The following is a 21,820-nucleotide window of genomic DNA, read 5'->3' on the forward strand; positions in this document are numbered from 1 at the left end:
GGCGCGCTACCGCCGCATCATGCGCTTCGCCGCGCGCGCCTTTGCGCAGGCCTGGTGGTTCGAGCTCGTGCTGCCGCGGTTCGGCTTGGCGCGATTCGCGGCGAAGGGGCGCATCCGTCGCCTGCAGAAGCTCGCCCGGCGGTTTCACGACCTCGCCGTCGATCTCGGCGGGCTCATGATCAAGGTCGGGCAGTTCATGTCGTCGCGCCTCGACATCTTGCCTCCTGAGATCACCCGCGAGCTCGAGGGGCTGCAAGACGAGGTCGCGCCCGAAAACTTCGCGCGCATCGTCGAGCAGCTCGAGCGCGAACTCGGCATGCCGCTTGAGCGGGCCTTCGCGCACATCGAGCCCGTGCCGATCGCCGCAGCCTCGCTCGGCCAGGCGCACCGCGCTCGGCTCTCACCCGGCCTTGCGGCCGACGAGGGCTTCGAGAGTGTCGTCATCAAGGTGCTGCGCCCCGGCATCGAGCCCGTCGTCGAGGTCGACCTCGCGGCACTGCGCCGTGTCGGCCGCTGGGCGTCACGCGTGAAACTCATCAACCGCCGTGCCGACGCCCCCGCGCTCGTCGAAGAGTTCGCGACGACGAGCCTCGAAGAGATCGACTATGTGCACGAGGCGATCAACGTCGAGCGGTTCGCGCGCGACTTCGCCGACGACCCGCGCGTCGGCACCCCGGTCGTCGTCTGGGAGCGCAGCGCGCGCCGCGTGCTGACGCTGAGCGATGTCACCGCGATCAAGATCACCGATGTTGCGGGCCTGCAGGCGGCGGGCATCGATCCCAACGCCGTCGCTGCAGAGCTGGCGCGCGCGACCTTCGAGCAGATCTTCGTCGCCGGCTTCTTCCACGCCGACCCGCACCCCGGCAACATTTTCGTCACGCCCGATGCCGAGCACGGCTTCGCCCTCACGTACATCGACTTCGGCATGATGGGCGAGATCACCGACGAGCTCAAGGCCGGCCTGCAGCAGTTCATCTTCGCCGTGGCCTCGCGCGATGCGCGCGGCTGGGTCGTGGCGACGCAGCGCCTCGGCGTGCTACTGCCCTCGGCCGACACGGTCGAGCTCGAGCGCGCCATCACTGCCCTCTTCGACCGCTTCGGCGGAATGGGCGTCGCCGAGCTCACCCGCATCGATCCGCGGGAACTCGAGCAGTTCGCCCTACAGTTCAGTGAGTTGCTGCGCGCCCTGCCGTTCCAGCTGCCCGAGAGCTTCTTGCTGCTCGTGCGCACCATCTCGCTCATCTCGGGCGTGACGAGCGCCCTCAACCGCGACTTCAACATGTGGGACGCCGTCGACCCCTTCGCCCGCACTCTGCTCAACGGCGGCGGAGCATCCACGGTGCGCTCGGTCGGTCGCGAGGCGCTCGCGATCGTCTCAGCTCTCGCCCGATTGCCCCAGCGGGTGGATGCTCTCGCCACGCGCATCGACCGCGGCGAGCTCGCCGTGCGCAGCCCCGAAGTCGAGCAGCGACTGCGCGTACTCGACGCGAGTCAACGCCGCACCACCTCGGCGATCCTCTTCGCGGCGCTGCTCATCGGCGGCGTGCTGCTGCGCGAGTCGGATGAGGTGCTCAGCTGGGTGCTGCTCGGTGCGTCAGCCTTCCCGCTCCTCCACGTGATCGCGCCCTGGCGGCTGCGGTAGCCCGCGGCCAGCGGTCACATTCCCCAGTCGTACTGGTCGAGGTCCATGACGTCGGCGACGTCTTCGCTCCACTCCGGGCGATCGGGATCGAGCTCTTTCGTGCGCGACTCGAGAATCTCGACCATGCGCGAGTCGGCCAGATCGATGTCGAGGTCGGCGGTCGGCACCGAAAGAATCTGGCTTGCTGGTCCGATCAGAATGTGTGCGACACCCTTGCCGAACTCTTCGGTGAACGCCGGCAGAATGATCAGGTCAGAAGTATTGTGGTGCGACAACGCACGGGCGTAACGCAGCACCGCCTTGCACACCTGGTCGCTGATGATGATGGATCCGCCAGAGTAGTAGAGCTTTCTCATCCCTTCACCGTGGCCCAAACCTCGGTCTTCCGTCAGCCCCTTGCATGACGCATCTGAGCGGGGCATAATCCCGCGGTCACCCTCACTCCGCTTCACTGCCGCAGTCGCGCAACGCCGGTCGATCGAAGGGCGGCACGGGGCGAGCATCCGCGTCATCGATTGTCGTCGCTTCCCCATTGCGGGCGATGTCGTCGATGAGCCACTCCATCTCGAGAATCTCGCGCCGTTGCGCCTCGCTGATCTCGACCGCGAGTTCGCACACGCGAACGTCGGTGAGGCCAGCGCGTTCCGAGCGCGTGATCGCAAGCGAGTGGTGCGGAATCATGGCACTCAGATAGTCAGAGTCGTCGACCGAAACCTGACTACGGTCGAGTGCGATGCCCCCGCCGAGCGCGAGCACGCTCACGAGCACGACCACGATGTTGGCGCGCGTACTGCGATACATGTGTAGCATCCACGCGAGCATGACGAGGCCCATCGTGCCGCCCATCGTCAAGGCCATGAAGACACGGCTCTCACTGAAGCGCACGTGACTCCACTCCCAGGTGCCGGCATACATCGTCGCGTACATCACGACCGTGCCCGACAGCACCATCGCGGCGAATCGCCAGTAGTGCTTGACCGGCGCTTTCTCGTCGGTGCTCTCGTCGTCGTGGTGACGGTCGTCGTTCTCCGTCGGCATGACCTGCTCCCCTCAATCGGTGCGCACAGTGGCGCGATGCCGCACTACGGTAAGAGCTTCTCGAGAGTCGAGGAAGACCTCGACAACGATCCACTGGGCTGGTATCGACGAAGGCGAGGTCACTCCTGTGACTGAGTCGCTCGTCGGCCACGCACCCTCTCTCCTCTCGCACCGGGGCGGAAGGCCCACCAGCACGCGGCGAGCCACAGCGACGCGAAGACGAAGCTTGCGAGCACGTCGCTCGGAAAGTGCATCCCCTGGTACAAGCGCACCCAGGCCATCGCCAGCCCGAGCGTGATTGCGATGACAACGGCGACGACGCGCAGCGGATGCAGAGTCCACGACATCGCCAGCAGGGCGATGCAGCCGTAGGTGACGATGGTCGCCGCGACATGTCCAGACGGAAACGACGACGTCGCGGGCTCACCCGCCAATCGCTCGATGTCGGGCCGCGCTCGGCTGATCGCCAGTTGGGCAAGCAGAAAAATCGACGTCTCCCCCGCAGCCGCGACGACGATGACGAGCGCTGGCGCCCACCGCCGCGACATCGCATGAGCCACCGCGGCGGCGATGATCACCATGGCGATGATGCCGGGCGTATTGCCGATCTGGTCGACGGCGAACGCGACGACCGTCGCAGCCTCAGTTCGATGCGCCCCGAACCACGCCATGATCGCGATGTCGAGTTCGCGAACGGGGGCCAGCACTCGTGTGATGAGCCACCCGAGAGCGATCGTGAACGCTAGAACGAGTGCGGCTGCCGCGACAAGGCCGAGCGCCCGTTGCCATGCTGGTCGCTCGACCCTCTCGACAGACGCGGCTGCCGACTCAGTCGAACACTCGACGGTGGTCAGTCGGCGGGTGATGAACCAGAGCACAGCCGCGACGGGTATCGCCCATCCGGCCTGTGCTGCCACCTCGGCGAGAAACGCCGCCATACACCCCTTGCCTCACTTGTCTCGCTCGCGGAGACTCCCTTGACGGTCGCAAGGTTCCCCACGCGACGCAAGGCCTTGCGGCCGTCACCAGATCAGTGAGATCAATGCCGCCGCGGCAACCCACGAGACGATGAGCGTGACACTGACCCCGACCGCGTACCGCAGGGTGAGCCCCCACCAGTTCGTGAGTTGCCCGTACACCGCGACGGTAGTGGCGAGGGCCGCGACGGCGATGACGATGAGAGCAATGGCGTCGTCGACCATGGCTACGAGGCCGACGATCGCGGCAGCGACAAGTGCCTGGGTGAACACCTCGATCGCGAGATAGCGGCCCGGTCGGTAGTAGCTGAGGGGCTTGCTGATAATCCACGAGAAGGTGCGATCGGTCGTGAGGGTGCTCACCTGAGCGGCCATACGCTCATCAAACTCGGCGGTGACGACCGGGGTGCTGCTGACGTCGACCACCTTCGGCTCGTCGGCCCGAGCCGATTCCCCTGACGCCGACTGCCGATACTGGCGAGCCGAACCGATGCCCCACGGCACTTGCTGCGAAACACCGTTGAGCAGCACCAACACGACCGTGACCAGCAGCCACTGCAGCACGTGGTCGATCACGGCGCAACCTCCTTCATCAGTCGATCGATGTGAGACGACGACGAGAGGTACACGCCGTCGGTGAGGCGCGTGCTGCCGCCGAGCGAAGCTTTGTGCGGCTGGCGCTCGGGCCAGTCGGCGGCGTCGCGCAGAATGAGTGCCGCGTAGAGACCGCGAGCAGTGGGCTTGAACGAGATCGCGATGCGGCCATCCCGATACAGCGGCGCGTAGCCGCGACAGGGCTGCAGGCGCAGCCCGCTCGCATCGCCCAGCTCGACGGCGCGGTCGAACAACGGCCGCTGGTCGGGAAAGCGGCGAAAGAGGTCGTCGACGAGTGCATCGGTCGACCGGTACCGGTCTTGCGCGAACGTCACCTCGGCCACCGTCATCGCCTGGAACTTTCCGAGGCCGTGCTCGATGAGTCGCGCCTCGGCGGCGGTACGGTCGTCGATGCCCTCATCCGCCAACACGGCCTGCCACTCGGCGAGGTCTTGCCCTGACTTGCGCTTGAGGTTCGCGATGATCGCCTCGCCCATCGCCTTGGGTCCCAATGCCACGATCGCTCCTTCGGTGTTGTCAGCGCTCGCTGTGCGCGTCCCCTCCACCGTAGGTGTGCGCCGTGGTGCCGCCATAGAACGGAAGCGACACGTTTCGCCAATGAGTGGGCGGGTAGCCGGTGAGCTCACGACTCGCCCGCGCATAGTGCGACCCGTCGGCGTAGAGCCCGAGCGAGTTGTGCCCGCCAGATGCGCTCGAACTCGGCCTCGTCGGGCGTCACCGTCAGTGCCGAGCGGAGGTCGTGCAGCAGCGCGATCGCGGCGCGAGCATCCGTCGCCTGGGCGAACAGACGCAGGGCGGGGTGATCGGATGCGCGCAGCACTGCGCCGCGCAACGCCGCCGGCGGGCCGAGCATCGCCTTCACGACCGTCGGCGCAAGCGACCAGACGTCGACCACGTCATCCAGCGTCACGACCGATGCGCCGGGCAGGATCGCCACGGCATCTGTGCCCGCATCGCCGCGGCGGAAGACGAAGACCGCATCAGCGCTGGGCAAGAACTCGACGCGCTCGCGATCGAACGACTGCACCCGCAACAGATAGGGAACGGGTTGCGCTGCAGCGCGGGCGGTCGTCACCCGCCCATCTTCCGGGTCGGGCAGGGCTCGCGCCACTGTCTGGTGTGGCGTGCCGCCGGTGCCGAGTCGTCCCCAGTTGCACCGCGGTGCCGGAACTCCACGGCACTGAAGCCACCGGCGAGGAGCGCACTGGCACACCCCTAGGTTCGGCGCATGATCATCGAAGCCGGCTACGACCTGCACGTTCTCTTGTTCGCCGAGCGACGTGAACCGGGCGCGCTCCGCATGGTCTGCCTCGACGCCGACTTGCGCGTCACAGACATTTGCACTGTGATTCCCTCGTTCTCGGGAGGCTTCGACGCCGCCGCGCTCGACTTGATCGACCGCGCAATACCCGACAACAACGAAGATTTGCCGAAGTACGACACTCGATTCGTTGCACTCGGCTACCACGTCGCCGATGCATCGGGGTACCCCGAAGGTTTCGACTGGGCTCGCGTCAAGGTTGTCGAGGAGTGGCTGAGTTGCCGAGGGGTTCGGCTCCTGGGCATTCAGGTGTCTGACCGTGAGTGTTGGGCCTCGACGGGGCCGATGTACACCTTCGCGACATACCCGCTCGCGGACGAACTGCCTCGCGCGGTCGTCATCCCTGGCCCGCATCCGTTCGACTCCTGCGAATGCGCGGCCTGTGCACCAAGGCGGCTACGCCTTCGCGCAGTACCGCCAGCAGGTTCTGTGTAGAGTCGTGTGTAAGGAGGCGGCGATGGCAACGAATCTGGCACTCGATCCCGAGCTGCTTGAGCGCGCCCTCGCGGTGAGCGGTGAGAAGACCAAGAAGGCAGCCGTGACACTGGCGCTGCGGGAGTTCATCGCCCGGCGTGAACAGCTCGGCCTGCTCGACCTCGTCGGCACCCTGGAGTGGGACGACTCGTTCGACTACAAGGCGGAACGCACGCGCGCATGACCGTGCTCGTCGACACGAGCGTGTGGTCGCTCGCGCTACGTCGCGACGTGCCGCCGAACAACCCCGCGGTTGCGGGGCTGACGCAGGCGCTCGAATCAGACCTAGTGGTGACGACAGGTCTCATCGTGCAGGAGCTTCTTCAAGGATTCTTGCCGGAGCGCACCCAGACCGAGATTCGCCGACGCTTCGGCGGGCTCCCTGCCGTGCAGCCGACGCGCGACGACCACATCGCGGCGGCCGACCTGCGCAACGCGTGCCGCCGCGCCGGAGTGCAGCTCGGCACCATCGACGCCCTCATCGCGCAACTGTGCATCGCTCACGACCTCGAACTACTCAGCACCGACCGCGACTTCGTGCACGCCGCTCGCCACTGCAGCCTTCGGCTGTGGAGCGGGAGCGGCTCGTAGTTGCCGCTGCGTGGTGGGGCGTTTGCGGAATGACTAAGACGCTAGCCAGATGCAGGCAAGCGGACGGCATTTCCGGAACTGAGTTTGGGGCTGATCCCATCGGCTCAGCTTGAAGTTCCAATGTGAGCGAATGCCACCGGTTGGTCAGCATCGGTGGCACTTCGGCTTGAACATGAGCTGACGTAGACAGTCCCCGTCATGTAGGTGAACGACTTCAGGATGACGACGACCTCAATCAGCCGCCGCGCTCCCGCAGTACGGTCGGAATCGTGACAGCGTGAAGGAGCGGTGCTGGCCTCACAGAATGAGGGTTCGGAGCGAGATTCGAGAATAGGTCTGCGGGTAGCCACTCGCTCAAGTGAGGGAGTTGGCTCGGGCCGCTGGGTTCGCTTGAGCCCTCGTACAACACTCCGCGGGCAGTCGAGCTAATCCGGTCAACCGGGAGAAACGGAAAGTACTGTTCGTAGGGGTGCCCCAACCACGTCCACCAGGTCGGCAACGGCGGTAGTCCTGTCCATCCCTCTCGCGCCTTTGGGTTGATCCCCCACTCCGTCTCTCCGTCGACCCAGATCGAACGCCCGGTCCAGATGTTGCCGCCGGTCACCTCAGCAGACGCGTAGAAGGCCGGCAGCTGGTCCGCAAGCGCCGTGAAGAGGTGCCGGATAGCGACCTGCCACCTCGCATCTTCTATCGGTTCCGCAAGGAAGTCGAGCGAAAGCGACCAGAACGCATCTGGGCGAAGCGCGGAGGGCCCCGCGCTCAGGTACCCTCCCAGGCACGGCACCGTGCCCGACGTGTGCAGCGACAAGATGGACTCTTCCCATGCGCGGCGGAAGCCCCCCTCGCCGTCCAGGGCGAGTTTGCCCTGGAACGGCTCGTACTCGCCGAATCGTCGCGGCAAGGCTTCGGGCAGAATATGCCGAGCCGTGTCAAGAAAGATGGAAGCCGCATCGGGCTTCATTTCATCGCGAAGGCAAACCCAACGGAGCTTGAGCACCTCGACACGTGAATGCCTCTCCGGCTTCTGAATCATGCGAGAACGTGAGCGGGACCACACCTCACCCGACTGCTGATCTGAAGAAGCTCCGTCGAGAACTTCAGCGAGTCTGCGGGCAAAGCGTGTTGCGTGCGGTATCTCAGACTCAATAGTTCCCTCGACGCTGATCGAGTAGAGGAATCGCGCGCCGAGAACTAACGCGGCTACATCTTCGGGAACATCCTCGGCCTCGACCACAACTGGTCCGTCGATCGTGAAGCAATAGCGGCGTCGCACACCACGAACGACTGTGAACGATCGATCTGTGCCTTCTTCCACAGCAAGCCCGGTTGACTTCGCAATCAGCGTGCGAAGCTCTTCAGTCGAAGCGGCGCGCGACGTGTAGACGGCGAGGTCGTAGGACATGCTCACATGCTTTCACGAGCGATCCTTCGGTCGTGAGCGCCGAGCGTTCCGATCGACACGGATTTCCGCAAACGAAATCCCCTATTTCCGCAAACGACTCGTGGTGCCCCTGGAGGAACTCGAACCCCCAACCCTTTCCTTAGGACGGAACTGCTCTTCCATTGAGCTACAGAGGCGGTGCATCCACTCTAAAGGGAAGAACGCAACAAGACTCGGCGGCGTCCAGATGCTCTCTGGACGCCACCGAGCGGAGGGCGATCGAGTCAGCGAGTTGTGGTCGCTGCGTGTGCTCCTGAGTCCGTGTCGCGGGTCACCACGGTACGAACGCCGGCCGCACCACCGAGGGTGGCGATACCTGCACCGATCAGCAGGCCTGCGAAGCTCCACCATGCACTCGCCTGTGCAGTGTCTGAGGCCTCGTCGACCGTTTCCTCGTCGGTGAACTCGCCCGAGTTGATGTCCTCGATGAGCTGCTCGATGTCGGTGGTCGTGAAGACGTCATCGGCGGCGTTGCTCACGGCCCCGCCGACCGCGCCAAGCGCGCTGGCTCCGACGAAGAACGTCAGGGCGAGGCCGGCGACAAGCGAGGTCGCCCACGTGAGGAAGCCGTGCAGCAGACCGCTGCGCAGAGCGAGGGCCCCGGCGACCCAGCCGGCCGCGAAGAGCGCGATCACGGTCGCGATGATGCTCCAGATGCCAGCAGCGACACCGGCTCCACCGAGTCCGATGCCTGCCGTGACGAGCGACAGCAGCACCGTGACGGCGATGAAGGTCACAACGCCGGCGAAGACGGCGCCCCAGGAGATGGCGGACGAACGCGGGGGTACTCCCGCGAACACCGGGTCAGCGGCGACGTGATCGTTGGTGGTGGTGGCGCGCCCGGTGGCGGTGGTCGTCGTGGCGCGCGTTCGTGGCGATTCCATGATTCCTCTCCGTTCGTGCGTGGTTGTCATGCGAGCACTGTTCGTGCGTCGCCGACCACGCTAGGTGCGGGCAGAGAATCGCAACACACCGTTGACATGCAGAAGGCCTGTGTTGTAACGCGCCGATACTCTGCAGGCGTGACCGCCGCACTGCACCTGCGCCGCGATGAGGCGCGCCGCATCGCCGTGCGCGCGGCAATGCTCGACGGCCCGGCCGAGGTCGACTCGATCGACAGCGTCGTGCACGGCCTCGCCATGGTGCGCGTCGAGCTGACGAACATCGTGATGCCCGCGGCTGACCACGTGCTCTACTCGCGCTTGGGCGAGGCGGTGCGGCCCGGCGACGCCGAGCGCGCGCTCGCGAGTGGTCGCGTGTGGGAGAGGCTGTGGATGCTCCGCCCGATCAGCCACGTGGGTCTCTTCACCGCGGGCATGCGCACGTGGCTCGACCGCTCGGGTGCGCGTGCGTGGGTCGAGGCGAACGCCGACTTTCGGCAGAGCATCCTCGACCGCATCGGCGATCTGGGGCCGCTCACGTCGGCCGACATCCCCGACGAAGCGGTCGCCCCGTGGCCCTCGACGGGCTGGACCAATGACCGCAATGTCACCCAGATGCTCGAGTGCCTGCACGGCGCCGGCGAGCTCGCCGTCGTCGGTCGTGCCGGGCGGTCGCGCGTGTGGGATCTCGCGACGAACGTGCTGCCGCCTTCCGTCGAGGTGCCGCGCGACGAGGCCGCGCGCATCCGTAGCGAGCACCTGCTGGCGGCGTGCGGCATCATGCGCGACAGCATCGCGGTCTCACCCCACGAGCTGCACGGCGTCGTGCCCGTGGGCGAGCCCGCGACGATCGAAGGCGTGCCGGGGCGCTGGCGCGTCGACCCCGCGCAGCTCGACCGGCCGTTCGAGGGCCGCACCGCGCTACTGTCTCCGTTTGACCGGCTCATGACCGACAAGCAGCGGCAGCTGCGACTCTTCGACTTCGACTACGGAATCGAGATGTACAAGCCCGAGCGCCTGCGTCGCCGTGGTCCGTTCGCGCTGCCGATACTGCACCACGACCGCTTCGTCGGGTCGGTGGATGCTCGCGCCGACCGCCGCGCGGGCACCCTCACGGTGCACGGGGTCACCGAAGATGAGCCCTTCGACACCGAGCTGCGCGACGCCGTCGACGCCGAGCTGCAGGCGCTCGCCCGGTGGCTGCGGCTCGAGCTCGTCGTCGATGCGCGCGCTGGCTAGTGCGCGACGACCGTCGACGCCAGGGTGCGACCCCACTGCTCGGCACGAGCGAGCTCGCCGTCGACGAGCGGGCCCTCATAGCCGTGCACGCGGAACGTCTCGGATGAGATGCTCACATCGAATCCGCGAGCTCGCAGGTCATGTCGTGCGGCCTTGGCGGCCGAGCCCGGCAGTCGAGGCGATTCGACCTTGGTGTCGAACGTGACGGCGGTGATCGGATGGAAGACCGCCGTCACGTCGTCGAGCCATTCGCGAATGCCGCGCTCGACGACGCGCGGCGCATTCTGAGTCTGCACGGCCGTCTCGCGTGTCGACGGCCTGCTCATCGAGAAGGCGTGGGTCGGACCACCCACGACCACGAGGTCGTAGGCCTCCAACTGCGTGGGGGCAGCGTCGGCCGACACCAGCTCGACGGGCGCGATCGCTTCGAGGCCGTCGGCGATGGCTCGCGCGACTTGCTCGGTGTTGCCCCACAGACTCTCGTAGACGACGATGGCGCGCACAGCATCCTTCTTTCTAGATCTCGACGAGAGCCGAGGGCTCAGCATCAGGCGACGCGGGCTCGATCGGCCCCTGGTCGAGGCGGAACGGCGGGTACTCGTCGCGCATGAGCGAGACATAGGCCGCGACCCTCAGCGCCCAGCGGTTGAGGCCGAGGATGAGGTCGAAGAGCGGCCGCCGGTACGCGCCCGTGAAGAGCAGAATCACCGCCGCGACGAGCACGAGCAGGCTCAGCAGCGACGCAGAGCCGCCAGCCGACCAGCCGTGACCGCCCATCCAGCCCGCCGCCGAGGAAGCGCCGCTGAGGAAGATGCCGACGATCGCGAGGTGCGGAATCGCGAGCAGCCAGCCCTTGACGAGCACGAGCCCGTTGTTCAGGCGCTCGGGGTACGCGACCTCGACGTCGGCCGGGTAGTCGGTGCGCTCGAGACTGAACGGCGGGTAGCGGTCGGTGCCGAGGGCCGAGTAGGCGTAGAACGCAACACGCCAGGTGTAGCGCAGCACCGCCGTCGTGAACGGGAACAGCGCGCGCGGGTAGCGGCCCGTGAACAGGATGCCGAAGAAGGCGATGAACGTCGCCGCCCCGAAGCCCACCCACAGCACACTGAGCACGAGGTAGTGCGGAATCACGAGAATCCACTTCACGAGCCACAGCCAGCGCGAGAGGCCGGGGTCGAGGTGGCCCGTGACCGCGACCGGATACGGCCCGGTCATCGGCGAGGTGTCGAGGCTGCGTCCGCGGCCCCAGCCGAACAGGCCGGAGACCAGCAGCGCGAGGCCGATGAGCAGCATGACGGCCGACGAGATCGCGAAAGCCGCGGCGACGGGCGCCGCCCAGGGCGCTTCGACGCCGATACGCAGGCTCGTCTCGATGTCGGGTGAGCCGTCGGCATTCATGATGACGAGGGTCCAATCGCCGGGCTCGAGCACCCAGGTGATGGTCTGAGCTCCTGCCCCGCTCTCAGAAGCGACCCAGAACGACTGCGCGTCGGGCGACTCGGCAAGAGTGGTGCCCGAGATCTCATCGAGCTGGATGCGGGGCGGGTTGCCGCGCAGTCCGTCGAGTTCGGCGACCGCGACGCCGTCGAGGTACTCGGCCACAGCATCCGAGGGTCCGATGCCGACGAAGACGGGGTCGTCGCCATCACGGCCAGCAGTCACGGCGAATCGGATCTCGGGAATCGCGTTTCCTTCAATGTCGATCGGGGGCGTGATGATCGCCGACGATGACGTCGAGATGCGTGCAGTGGGCGCGGCCACGAAGCCGTCGCTGCTTCCTACGGCGACTATCGTCGCGAGGGCAGCCGAGGCCACGAGTTGCGGGCCGGCGAGCGCCGTGATGATGCCGCCGATCACGATCATGGCGAGCCAGCCCCCGCGACGCGGGGGTCGGGCACTCTCGATGGGTTGGGTTGCTTCTGACATCAGACGACCGCCACCTCTGCAAGGGAATCTGCTTGCGCGCAGTCCAGTCTGGGTATCGCGCTACAGGGGGGCTAGAGCCTAAAGTCCCCTCATGACGAAGTATCTGATCTCCTTTCCCAGCGGCGTCATGGACGTACCCGACGGCGAGTGGGATCAGGTCGTCGAAGAGTCGCACCAGGTCGTGCGCGACATGAAGGCGGCGGGCGTCTACGTGTTCGGCGGCGGCATCAACGAAGACGTTCAGCCCGTCGCCGTGGCCGCCGACGGCACGGTGGACGGCCCGCGCTACTCCGCCTTCGACAGGCTCGACGGCGGACACACGATCATCGAGGTGCCGACGCGCGCGGAGGCGGTCGAGTGGGCGCGTCGCGTCGCCGCAGCGTGCCGCTGCCCGCAAGAGGTGCGCGAGTTCATGTACGACCCTGAATCCTGACGACGGATGCTCGCTAGGGTTGCCCGCATGCGCACACCCGCTCGGCTCGCCCTCACTGCGCTGCTCGCCGCCGGGTTCGCGCTCGGACTCGCGCCCTCCGCTGCTCTCGCCGACACGAGCGACTTCACGTTCGACTCGTTCGACGCCGACTACACGTTGAGCCGCGAGGCCGATGGCACCGCCACTCTGCGGGTCGTTGAGACGATCGTCGCGAGGTTTCCTGACTTCGACCAGAACCGCGGCATCATCCGGGCGATCCCCGACGATTACGACGGAGTACCCCTCAACACCGTCGTCGAGTCAGTTACCGACCAGAACGGCACGCCGGTCTACTACGAGTCGTACGGCACGGGCGGCTTTGTCGAGCTCGCCCTCGGCACCGACGAGTTTGTGCGCGGCGTGCAGACCTACGTCATCACCTACACGCAGCAGAACGTCGTGCGCTCATTCGACGACACCGCCTCTGACGAGTTCTACTGGGATGTCAACGGCACCGGCTGGCAACAGCCCTTCGGCCGCGTGAGCGCGACCGTGACCCTCGCACCCGACGTCGCCGAAGCGCTCACAGGCAACACGGCGTGCTACGTCGGCGCGTTCGGAGAAGACGAGCTGTGCACGATCGAGGCCGACGGCAGCACGTTCACGGCAAGCTCGACCGACCTCGCCCCCGGCGAGACCGTCACGGTGGCGATCGGCTTCGAGCCGGGCACCTTCCTGACCCCCGAGCCGACTCCCCCGCCCGAGCCGCAAGAGGTTCCGTGGTGGATGCACCTGCTCTCGGGCGGCGTCGGTGCCGCAAGTCTCGCGGCTCTGATCGCCTCGATCGTGTCGCGGGTGCGCGCGGGCAGCGGGGCGAAGGGGCGCGGCGTCATCATTCCGCAGTACTCCGAACCTGACGGAATCGACATTCTGCAGTCGGCGCAGCTGGTCGGGCGATCCGCCTCGGGCATTCCGGCCGCCGTCGTGCGCCTCGCTGTGCGCAAGAATCTGCGCATCCTGGCCTACTCGGTCGACGATGGCGACGCGCCGTACACGCTGCAGTTCCTGACCAATCAGCACGCGGATGCGCTCGATCTCGCTCTGCTCGATGCCATCTTCGGCAGCAATCGAGTGGCCGGTGAGCTCAAGGAGTACGGCGAGTACGACTCTGGCCTCGCCACGGCACTCAACGCGCTGTCGAGCGCGGCCAACTCCTCTCTCGTGCCAGAGGGGTTCAAGCGCAAGCCGACCGGGCGCGGGTTCGGGGCGCTCATGATGGCGCTGCAGATCGTGCTGATCTTCGTGGGCGTCGCCCTCGTGGTCGTCTCGGCAGGGCTGTTCCTCAACGTCAGTCCGTTGGCGTTCTTCTCGATCATGGGGGCGTTCTTCGCGACCTTCATCGCCGCCGGGCTCGCCATCCGCCCCCTGCAGCTCACCGAGAAGGGTCGCGAGGCGAAGGACTATCTCGACGGCATGAAGCTGTACCTCACGGTCGCTGAAGAAGAGCGCTTGCGCGTGCTGCAGAGCCCCAGCGGCGCCGAGCGCATCGACGTGGGCAACAACCTCGAGCTCGTCAAGCTCTACGAGAAGCTGCTGCCCTGGGCGGTCGTCTGGGGCGTCGAAGACCAGTGGATGCACGAACTCGAGCTGCGCGTCGCCGCCCTCGATGAGGCTCCCGACTGGTTCGTCGGACGCTCCGGCTTCGAGGTGGCCCTGTTCACGAGCGCGGTGCGCGGGATGTCCGCCACGACAACCGCGCCCGCTTCGAGCTCGTCGTGGTCGGGCAGCGGCGGCGGCTCGTTCTCGGGCGGCTCGTTCGGCGGAGGTTTCTCGGGCGGAGGCGGCGGGGGTGGAGGCGGCGGCGGCCGCTAACTCGCGCGCCGAGGTCAGTCGTCGTCGTCGCGATGGGTCGCATTCGCCGGTGTGAGTCGGCCGTCGCGAATCTCGATCACGCGATCGGCGTGCGCAGCCATGCGCGGGTCGTGAGTCGACACGATCGCCGCGACGCCCTGGTCGTGCACGAGTGAGGCGATGAGAGACATCATCGCCTCGGCGTTGACACTGTCGAGCTGACCGGTCGGCTCGTCCGCGATGAGCAGCCGGGGCCGGTTGGCGAGCGCCCGGGCGATGCCGAGACGCTGCTGCTGCCCGCCCGAGAGCTCGTCGGGGCGCTGGTTGGGGTGATCGGCGAGGCCGACGTGTGAGAGCAGCTCGCGCACCCGCTCGTCGCGCTCGCGCGGCGGCACGCCGGCGATGCGCAAGGGCAGATCGATGTTCTCGGCCGCCGACAGCACGGGAAGCAGGGCGAAGGTTTGGAAGATGTAGCCGATCTCGTGCCGACGCACGTCGACGAGTTCTGCTTCGGCGGCCGCGGTGATCTCGCGGTCTCCGATCCACGCCTGACCGGCAGACGGCGCATCGAGACCACCGAGCAGATTGAGCAGCGTCGTCTTGCCCGAGCCTGATGGTCCACGCAGCACGACGAGCTCTCCCGCCGAGATTTCGAGGTTGGCATCGACGAGAGCATCGACGCGGCTCACGCCCGAGCCGTAGTGACGACCGAGGTTCGCGCACTGCACGACGGCCTCGCGCACAATCGCGTGGCGCCCGGTCATCGCTCGTCCTCCGACTCAGCGCGGTGCACTTGAACGTGGTCTTCTTCGAGCTCGAGCCGCACGCGATCGCGCATCGCCAGTCGCGCGATGTAGTCCTGCGGCAACTGCATCCGGCCGACGCGGTCGAGCACGGCGTACTCGCGCGCGTGCAGCTGCTCGGCCCCGTGCTCGTCGATGCGCGTGCTGCGCAGCACCTCGGTCGAGGTGCGGCCGTCGCGAATCTGCACGGTGCGGCGCACGTGCGACGAGACCTCAGAGTCGTGCGTCACGATCAGCACCGTGACGCCGAGGCGCTCGTTGACGTCGCGCAGCGCGTCGAACACCCGCTGAGAGTTCGCATCGTCGAGCGAGCCCGTGGGCTCGTCGGCGAACAGCACGTCGGGCTCGTTCGCGAGGGCGACGGCGATCGCGACGCGCTGCTGCTGACCGCCCGACATGGCGCCGGGCCGACGGTCGCGCAGCTCGCCGATGTCGAGCACCTCCAGCAGCTCGCCGATGCGCGCGGATCGTCGCGACCGGCGCCGTCCGCCGATCGCGAGCGACTGCGCGATGTTCTCGCCCGCCGTCAGGTACGGATGCAGGTTGCGCGCGGTCTGCTGCCACACGAACCCGATCGTGTGCCGACGAAACAGCGTTCGCTCGCGCGCTGTCATGGTCAGCAGATCGTGCCCGGCGACGTTCGCCCTGCCTGCCGTCGGGCGGTCGAGCCCCGACAAGATCGAGAGCAGGGTCGACTTACCCGACCCCGAGGCTCCGACGATCGCAGTCAGCTCGCCCCGGTCGACCCCGAGTGTGAGCCCTTGCAAGGCCTGCACCTCGACGCCCTCGGCCGAGAAGATGCGCACGAGATCGGCGCAGTCGATGTGCATCATGATGAGACTCCCATCGTGAGTATTCCAGCGGGCGCGAGACGGCGACCCAGGGCGAGTGCGATGAACGAGGCGACCACGACGATCGCGACGAAAACGGCGAGCACGAGCAGAACGGCAGACGGCTCGATGACGGCCGACACCACCGCGGTGCCCCCCACGAAGGCTCGCAGGTCGAGCACCGACGTGATGAGTGCAGGCAGGGTGAGTCCGAGCACGGTGCCGACCGCGAGGGCCACGCCTGCCAAGGGCCCGAGCTCCCACGCCTGCACCCGCCTCAACTGCGACGACGACATGCCGATGACGCGCAGCACGCCGAGCAGTCGATTGCGCGAGGCGGCGACGGATGCGGTGGCGAGCACGATCGCCACGAGCATGAGGCCCAGCGAGGCGACGGCAGCGATCACGAGGGCGATCTCAAGGCCTTCGACGGTGGGCGTGCGCGCCTCTGCTGCGGCGGTCGTGATATCACCGGCACGAGCGGTCGCGACTCCGCTCTCGGGCTGAGCACGGTCGACGATGTCGAGAGCCAGAGCGGCCACATCTGCTGAGCGTTCAGCATCGTCGACGGTCAGCAGGGCGAGGCTGGCCGCAGGGAAGTCGACTCCGAGCTCATCGGCCGACTCGATGTCGACGAGAATCCAGTCGCGCCCGATGCCGGGCAGGTCAACGCCATCGACGATTTCGACGATGACGACCGAGGCATCGCCGAGAATCGCCGAGGTGCCGCTTTCGACGAGAGAGCGATCGGCCGAGAGCACCACAGGGATGCGCTGATCGGCCGCGGGCAGCTCAGGCAGGTCGTCGCGCACGGCCGCCAGCGCAGCAGTGTCGGCGACGACGACGCGCACAACCCTGTCGTTGTCGCCGACCACGAAGGGCACCTCGATGGTCGTCGCGACGCTGACGGCAGCCGTGACGCCCTCGAGCTCGAGTAGCGCGTCGAGCGTGTCGTCATCAATCGACGCAGCCTGTACGCGCACGTCGGCACCGACCTCTTCGGCCGCACGCTGAACCAGGGCGCTCTGCACCGTGCTGATCATGACCGTCGAGAACACCACGATCGACACCCCGACGATGAGCGCCAGGGCGGGCGCGAAGCCCAGTGCGGGATCCCGCTGCGCGCGTGAGGCGCCGAATACCGCCGTCGCACCGCCCCGACGACGCACCGACCGCTGCATCGCACTCAGCACGAGGGGGTAGAGACGCAGCGCCGCCAGGCACGCGACGACCGCGAGCAACAGCGGCGTGGCGCTCAGCAGCGGGTCGATGCCCACGACGGTGCTGGGCCCGGCCAGACCGCGTCGCGACAACAGCAGGAGGGCGAGCGCCGCCAACCCGACGACGCCGAGTTCAGCGATCACCCGCGCTCGCGACGCCCGAGCCGTCATCACTTCGCGCCGACGCCGCGCGAGGGGGCGCGCGTTCGTGAGCGCACCGACGAGCACAGCGGGCACGAGGGCGACCGTCGCGGGGAGCAGCGCGGGCACAAGTCCCCTGTCGTCAGGAATCACGACGACGGCGATCGCGACCCCCAGCAGCGCCGCCGGTACGGAGAGCAGCAGAGACTCGAGCACCATCGCACCGCGCAGCTGCAGTTCGCCGGCTCCGCGAGCGGCAGCGAGTCGAAGCGCGGCATCCCGGCGGCCCAGCACAGCGCGCACCCCGAGCGCGAAGACCGCGATGAGCACGCCTGCAAGCCCTGACACGCTGAGCGCGATGAGCGCCGACATGGCGGCGATGCGCATGCTCGACGACTCCACGAGATCGGGCAGGCTGCTTCGGAAGTCGAGGACTCCCCCATAGTTCAGCGCCGCGTCGCGGATGAGCACCTGGCGCGATTGCTCGACGATGGCATCCGCATCCGGATGCGTGATGGCGAGAGGGTTCACCGGAATCCACGCGCGAAGGCTGCCGACCGAGAACTCTTGGGCGAGCGCCGGGAACGACTCCGGTGCGAGGTAGACCGAGGTGCGCACAATGGTCTCGGCTTGCTCTCCGCGCAGCACTTGGGGCACGGCAAGCTCAGCCGTGTGGACCCAGTAGTCGTCTGCCAGATCGCGTGGCACGTAGATGGCCGCGATCGTGAGCGGCGCCGGCGTGAAGCCGACGACGTCACCGACGCCGACACCAATGGCGGCAGCGGATGCCTTCGAGATCGCCACTTCTATGGGCGCGGTGGTGCGAACCGACGTGTCGGGGTCGAGGGCATCCGGCCCGTTCCAGCCGGTCGGCAGCGCGCCAGCGATGACGGTGACTCTCTGCTGCCACTGCAGATCGATGGTGAGCGACAATGTGACCTCGTCGGCGCGCGGCCTCGCGTCGACCGGTGCGCTGAGGCTCGCTGGGTCGACGGGCGTCTGCACGATCCAGTTCGTCGGCGCCGTTGCGTCGAGCAAGGGCTGCGGCAGGGTGTCGCGCAACGCCTGCATCGACGACTGGGTCGAGCCCGTGAGGTAGTCGACACCGAGCCGGGATTCCTGAAAGGGGACCCCGAGCCGACCTGTGCCGACGAAGTCGAGAATCAGTGGCGACGCACGGGTGAGCTGGTGCTGAAGCTCGGCCGTTGACACCTGCGAGAGCGCGCGAGGTGCGAGCGCGATGCTGAGCACCGAGATCAGAACGAGCACGGGCAACAACACCGATACGGCTCCACCGCCCACGAGATGACGTTGCAGCAACCCCACGGCACCGACGTGCGACCGCGTCATCGGTCGAACTCCGCAGCGTTGGCCGACCGAGCGTCGCGCGAGACCCGCAGGGCTGCACCGAGAGCAACAACGGCAAGCCCGAGCACCAGGCCCGCGATGCCGATGGCTCCGGTCGAGCCATCGACCGCGAGCGGCGTCGCCGCAAGCGGTACATCAGCAGGCAGCGCAGACCGGGCGAATGGCACGACAGCAAGCGAGACGGTGGCCGCCCCGGCAACCACCCCTCCCAGCACACCGATGGTGGTGGCGAGAACATTTTCGCTCAAGCGGAGCGCCCCTTGCCGCCACGCTCTGAGCCCCAGAGCCCGCAGCACGGCGACCTCGGGCCGTCGACTGCGGTGCTGCGCCCGCACCGACGCCCCGATGACGACAAGAGCGAGCACGGCGCTGCCTGCCGCCGTCAACCAGAGCGCGACCACGGCAGCCCCGAGCGCAGAGCGCAGCGGCTGCTCGGTCGCGTCATTGAAGCGACTGCCGGCGGGCAACAGCGCCCGAGCCGCCTCGGCGGTGGCCGAAGGGTTGTCGGTCGAGATCCAGAGTTGGCGCACGGGTGGCACCGGTTCGGTGGCGGTGTATTGAAGGCTACGCACGAGCGCGAGGTCGATCAGCAGCGCCAAGGGCTCGGGAGCACTCGGCACCGCGTCGATCACCGCAATGACTCGGGCAGTGAAGGGCCCCGCAATGCCGACGCTGCGCAGGCTGATGACGTCTCCGACCGTCGTGGCCGTACTCTCGGCCAACGATTGCGAGAGCACGATGGGCGGAGGGTCGCCGATCAGCAGTCGCGGAGCGAGCCGCACGGTGCGCCCGCTCGACTCGACGACGAAGCCTCGTGCTTCGGGGCTCGACAGAGGCTGGTCGAACCGCGGGCCCGCAGACAACGGCGACCAGAAGAATTCGATCTCGATGTCGCTCGAGCCTGCGGCCCCCGTCGAGTTGAGCGAGAGCAGTTCCCAGACGCCGACGACGCCGAACGGCAACGCAGCGTCTGCGATCGCTGCGTCGATCGCCACGACGCGCAACGGCCCCGGCGCGCTCACCACCCCCGGGGGCAGATCGACTGCGTAGACAACCGAACCGGCCGAATCGGCACGGTCGGGGTCGATCGGCACGGCAACCTCGCGCACCACCCCGAAGGCGTCTGCCAACTGCAGCGTGATCGTGGGCGTCACAGTGAAGCCCGACACGGCGACGGTGAGTTCCAGCCGCTCGCTGCCCTCGGGCAGCACCGGCTCGGGCGATTCGACGCGGAGCTGTTCGGCCAGCGCGCTCGGGTCGCCCACCGTCGAGGGTGCGACGAGAGCGGCGAGAGCATCCGGAGCCACCGCCACGAGCGTCGCCAGCTCGCCGCCGATCTGAATGCTCTCGACGTGAAGCGGAGCTATTCCATCGACGCCGGAGAGGTCGCCGACGGCGTCGATGCCCACAGTCGAGATGCCGTCTGGCACGATCGCCGAGAGATCTGAACCCGCACGCGACTGGGCGCTGCGGTCGAAAGCGAGCACCCAGGTGCCTGCGTACGCGGCGGCGAACACGATCACCGACACCGCGATCGCTGACATGACCACCGATGCGGTCGCCACATCGGGGCGTCGGGCGATGTTCGTGACGGCGAGAGCGCCGATGACCGTCGACCCGCGCCGCCTGTTGTCGAGCACTCGGCCGACGACCGGTGCGATCACGGAGACAACGAGCACGCTCGCGATCAGCAGCAGTGCCGGCGCTGCGACGGGAACCGGATCGACCGACAGCTGGCCTCCAGCGTCGGGAATGAGCGGCGAGCCGTACAGCAGCAGCTGCCAGGTCGAGACGGCAGCCGCGGCCGAGACCAAGATGACGATGCCGAGGCCGGCTGTGCGCGTGCCACGCATCGACAACGCCCCGCGGTCGGCGTCGAATCGGCGCACGAGCTGCCATGAGGCCACGGCGGCGAAGACCACGGCCGTCAGGCAAGAAATGGTGCCCACTGTCGCTGCTTCTGCCCAGGGCAGCATGTCGACCGGCACGCCGTCGACGATCAGCAGCCACACCGCGCCCGTGGCGCCGATGGCCGCGCCGACCACTCCGATCACCATGGCCTCGATCGATGCCGATGCCGAGAGCGCACCAACCGACGCACCGCGCGACCACCGCAGCCTCCACTCTGTCTCGCGGTCGAGGGCCAGCAGTCGCGTGAGTCGGGCGAGGGTCGCGAGCGCGAGCACGGCGATGAGCACCAGTACCACCGGCTCGACAGCGGCGAGCCCGAGCACACTCACCTCGATCTCTCGAGCCGTGTCGACGAAGCCGCCACGACGCTCGAGGCCCTCGACCGCCCCCAGGCCCTCACGCAACGAGCCCGAGAGCAACGACCATGCTCGCGGCATCGTCGACAGGTCGGCGACAGTGAGCGCGCGACTGTCGGGCACCACGCTCCATGTTGCTTGCGGTTCAGCCGCGAGTCGGCCCAGCACTGCTTCGTCGATGAGCACCACGGCCGCCCGCTCGCGCGCCGCACCGTGCGTCACGAGCACCGAGTCGGTCCAGCGCGGGTCGAGTGCATCGCGCACGCGCCAGGTGCCGGTCATCTCGAACGGTTCGCCGTTCAGCGCGACGATGGCGCCGGGCTTGATGCCGAGTGCCGCCGCCGCATCGGCCTGCATCGTGATGCCGGATGCGCCCGACCAGGTGCCGGCAACGAGGTCAGCGCGGGCTTCGATGTCAGGCACACTCAAGGCTTCGATCGGGCCGCTGAATGAGTCGTCGCCCTCGAGCGTCAGCTCCATCCGACCTTCGACGCTGCGATCGATCGAGATGCCGGCCGTGGCGCGCGCGAAGTCGTCGGCGATCGCGGCGCGCACCACAGCATCCTGCTCCACCGCATCGGCCGCGAGCGGCAGGGAGAGTCGCAGGGCCCGATCATCGCCCGAGAGGCCGGCGAACTCGCCCTGCACTCCTTCGTCGGCGCGATGGTCGAGCAGCGATCCGGTGGCGACGACGAGCCCGGTCGCCATGGCAACCGACAAGAGAAGAGCAAGGAGCAGGCCCCCGCGGCGGCCACCGCTCAACCTCTGCACCGACACGCCGAT

Annotated in this window: 21 protein-coding genes and 1 tRNA gene; 7 read left to right on the top strand and 15 right to left on the bottom strand. The window is 67.6% G+C overall.

Annotation, left to right across the window (positions count from 1 at the left end; all coding sequences use genetic code 11):
• The first annotated feature begins 19 nt into the window (after positions 1 to 19).
• Positions 20 to 1,642 carry an ABC1 kinase family protein gene (locus KL788_RS06605; protein ID WP_293173219.1) on the top strand — a complete coding sequence of 541 codons (1,623 nt, stop codon included), beginning with the start codon at positions 20 to 22 and terminating at the stop codon, positions 1,640 to 1,642.
• Positions 1,643 to 1,656: 14 nt separating this feature from the next.
• On the opposite strand, the gene KL788_RS06610 is transcribed toward KL788_RS06605, so the two are convergent.
• The 6 genes from KL788_RS06610 to KL788_RS06635 all read right to left on the bottom strand — a co-directional run bounded on the left by KL788_RS06610 (position 1,657) and on the right by KL788_RS06635 (position 5,347).
• Positions 1,657 to 1,998, bottom strand: coding sequence for a hypothetical protein (locus tag KL788_RS06610; protein WP_293169646.1), 342 nt, complete (start codon positions 1,996 to 1,998; stop codon positions 1,657 to 1,659).
• A gap of 82 nt (positions 1,999 to 2,080) precedes the next feature.
• A complete protein-coding gene (locus tag KL788_RS06615) occupies positions 2,081 to 2,680 on the bottom strand; it encodes a DUF305 domain-containing protein (protein WP_293169648.1) in 600 nt (199 codons plus the stop codon).
• A gap of 119 nt (positions 2,681 to 2,799) precedes the next feature.
• Positions 2,800 to 3,618, bottom strand: a complete 819-nt coding sequence (locus KL788_RS06620; RefSeq protein WP_293169650.1) for a phosphatase PAP2 family protein — start codon at positions 3,616 to 3,618, stop codon at positions 2,800 to 2,802.
• Between the two features lie 84 nt (positions 3,619 to 3,702).
• Positions 3,703 to 4,233, bottom strand: coding sequence for a hypothetical protein (locus tag KL788_RS06625; protein WP_293169652.1), 531 nt, complete (start codon positions 4,231 to 4,233; stop codon positions 3,703 to 3,705).
• Entirely contained in the window at positions 4,230 to 4,769 is a 540-nt protein-coding gene (locus tag KL788_RS06630) for a hypothetical protein (RefSeq protein ID WP_293169654.1), read from the bottom strand. The genes KL788_RS06625 and KL788_RS06630 overlap by 4 nt, the downstream gene beginning before the upstream one ends.
• Positions 4,770 to 4,894: 125 nt before the next feature.
• On the bottom strand, positions 4,895 to 5,347 hold the full coding sequence (locus KL788_RS06635; RefSeq protein ID WP_293169656.1) for a hypothetical protein: 453 nt from the start codon (positions 5,345 to 5,347) through the stop codon (positions 4,895 to 4,897).
• A gap of 153 nt (positions 5,348 to 5,500) precedes the next feature.
• Between KL788_RS06635 and KL788_RS06640 the strand changes: the two genes are divergently transcribed.
• The 3 genes from KL788_RS06640 to vapC are packed head-to-tail and all read left to right on the top strand — an operon-like array spanning position 5,501 to position 6,658.
• The gene (locus tag KL788_RS06640) at positions 5,501 to 6,028 is read left to right on the top strand and encodes a hypothetical protein (RefSeq protein ID WP_293169658.1); all 528 of its coding nucleotides are present in this window, start codon (positions 5,501 to 5,503) and stop codon (positions 6,026 to 6,028) included.
• A 22-nt stretch (positions 6,029 to 6,050) separates the two neighbouring features.
• A complete protein-coding gene (locus KL788_RS06645; protein WP_293169660.1) occupies positions 6,051 to 6,251 on the top strand; it encodes a type II toxin-antitoxin system VapB family antitoxin in 201 nt (66 codons plus the stop codon).
• Positions 6,248 to 6,658, top strand: coding sequence for a type II toxin-antitoxin system VapC family toxin (vapC, locus tag KL788_RS06650; protein WP_293169662.1), 411 nt, complete (start codon positions 6,248 to 6,250; stop codon positions 6,656 to 6,658). The genes KL788_RS06645 and vapC overlap by 4 nt, the downstream gene beginning before the upstream one ends.
• 235 nt (positions 6,659 to 6,893) lie before the next feature.
• Here the strand turns inward: vapC and KL788_RS06655 are convergent, their stop codons facing one another.
• The 3 genes from KL788_RS06655 to KL788_RS06665 form a co-directional block, all read right to left on the bottom strand.
• A complete protein-coding gene (locus KL788_RS06655) occupies positions 6,894 to 8,060 on the bottom strand; it encodes a hypothetical protein (RefSeq protein ID WP_293169664.1) in 1,167 nt (388 codons plus the stop codon).
• Between the two features lie 101 nt (positions 8,061 to 8,161).
• A tRNA-Arg gene (locus KL788_RS06660) sits at positions 8,162 to 8,236 on the bottom strand.
• 87 nt (positions 8,237 to 8,323) lie between these two features.
• On the bottom strand, positions 8,324 to 8,983 hold the full coding sequence (locus KL788_RS06665) for a hypothetical protein (RefSeq protein ID WP_293169666.1): 660 nt from the start codon (positions 8,981 to 8,983) through the stop codon (positions 8,324 to 8,326).
• A gap of 138 nt (positions 8,984 to 9,121) precedes the next feature.
• Between KL788_RS06665 and KL788_RS06670 the strand changes: the two genes are divergently transcribed.
• The gene (locus KL788_RS06670; protein ID WP_293169668.1) at positions 9,122 to 10,219 is read left to right on the top strand and encodes a DNA glycosylase AlkZ-like family protein; all 1,098 of its coding nucleotides are present in this window, start codon (positions 9,122 to 9,124) and stop codon (positions 10,217 to 10,219) included.
• On the opposite strand, the gene KL788_RS06675 is transcribed toward KL788_RS06670, so the two are convergent.
• Together KL788_RS06675 and KL788_RS06680 are read right to left on the bottom strand one after the other, a co-directional pair.
• A complete protein-coding gene (locus tag KL788_RS06675; RefSeq protein ID WP_293169670.1) occupies positions 10,216 to 10,722 on the bottom strand; it encodes a flavodoxin family protein in 507 nt (168 codons plus the stop codon). The two genes, KL788_RS06670 and KL788_RS06675, sit on opposite strands and share 4 nt — an antisense overlap.
• A 13-nt stretch (positions 10,723 to 10,735) precedes the next feature.
• Positions 10,736 to 12,145, bottom strand: a complete 1,410-nt coding sequence (locus tag KL788_RS06680) for a DUF4389 domain-containing protein (RefSeq protein WP_293169672.1) — start codon at positions 12,143 to 12,145, stop codon at positions 10,736 to 10,738.
• Positions 12,146 to 12,236: 91 nt separating this feature from the next.
• On the opposite strand from KL788_RS06680, the gene KL788_RS06685 reads away from it, so the two are divergent.
• Both KL788_RS06685 and KL788_RS06690 read left to right on the top strand, forming a co-directional pair.
• Positions 12,237 to 12,578: a YciI family protein gene (locus tag KL788_RS06685; protein WP_293169674.1), complete on the top strand. Its 342-nt coding sequence runs from the start codon at positions 12,237 to 12,239 to the stop codon at positions 12,576 to 12,578.
• 27 nt (positions 12,579 to 12,605) lie between these two features.
• Positions 12,606 to 14,429, top strand: a complete 1,824-nt coding sequence (locus tag KL788_RS06690; RefSeq protein ID WP_293169676.1) for a DUF2207 domain-containing protein — start codon at positions 12,606 to 12,608, stop codon at positions 14,427 to 14,429.
• Positions 14,430 to 14,443: 14 nt separating this feature from the next.
• On the opposite strand, the gene KL788_RS06695 is transcribed toward KL788_RS06690, so the two are convergent.
• Genes KL788_RS06695 through KL788_RS06710 form a run of 4 tightly spaced genes read right to left on the bottom strand, consistent with a single transcriptional unit; the run spans position 14,444 to position 21,745 of the window.
• Positions 14,444 to 15,172 (bottom strand): ABC transporter ATP-binding protein, encoded by a 729-nt coding sequence (locus KL788_RS06695; protein WP_293169678.1) that lies wholly within the window; start codon positions 15,170 to 15,172, stop codon positions 14,444 to 14,446.
• Positions 15,169 to 16,044, bottom strand: a complete 876-nt coding sequence (locus tag KL788_RS06700; protein WP_293169679.1) for an ABC transporter ATP-binding protein — start codon at positions 16,042 to 16,044, stop codon at positions 15,169 to 15,171. Before KL788_RS06700 ends, KL788_RS06695 begins: the two co-directional genes overlap by 4 nt.
• The gene (locus KL788_RS06705; RefSeq protein WP_293169680.1) at positions 16,041 to 18,752 is read right to left on the bottom strand and encodes an FtsX-like permease family protein; all 2,712 of its coding nucleotides are present in this window, start codon (positions 18,750 to 18,752) and stop codon (positions 16,041 to 16,043) included. The genes KL788_RS06700 and KL788_RS06705 overlap by 4 nt, the downstream gene beginning before the upstream one ends.
• Positions 18,749 to 21,745, bottom strand: a complete 2,997-nt coding sequence (locus tag KL788_RS06710) for an FtsX-like permease family protein (protein ID WP_293169681.1) — start codon at positions 21,743 to 21,745, stop codon at positions 18,749 to 18,751. Before KL788_RS06710 ends, KL788_RS06705 begins: the two co-directional genes overlap by 4 nt.
• Positions 21,746 to 21,820 lie beyond the last annotated feature (75 nt).

Source organism: Microcella sp., from assembly GCF_019739195.1.
In the GTDB taxonomy this organism is placed as follows: Bacteria; Actinomycetota; Actinomycetes; order Actinomycetales; family Microbacteriaceae; genus Microcella.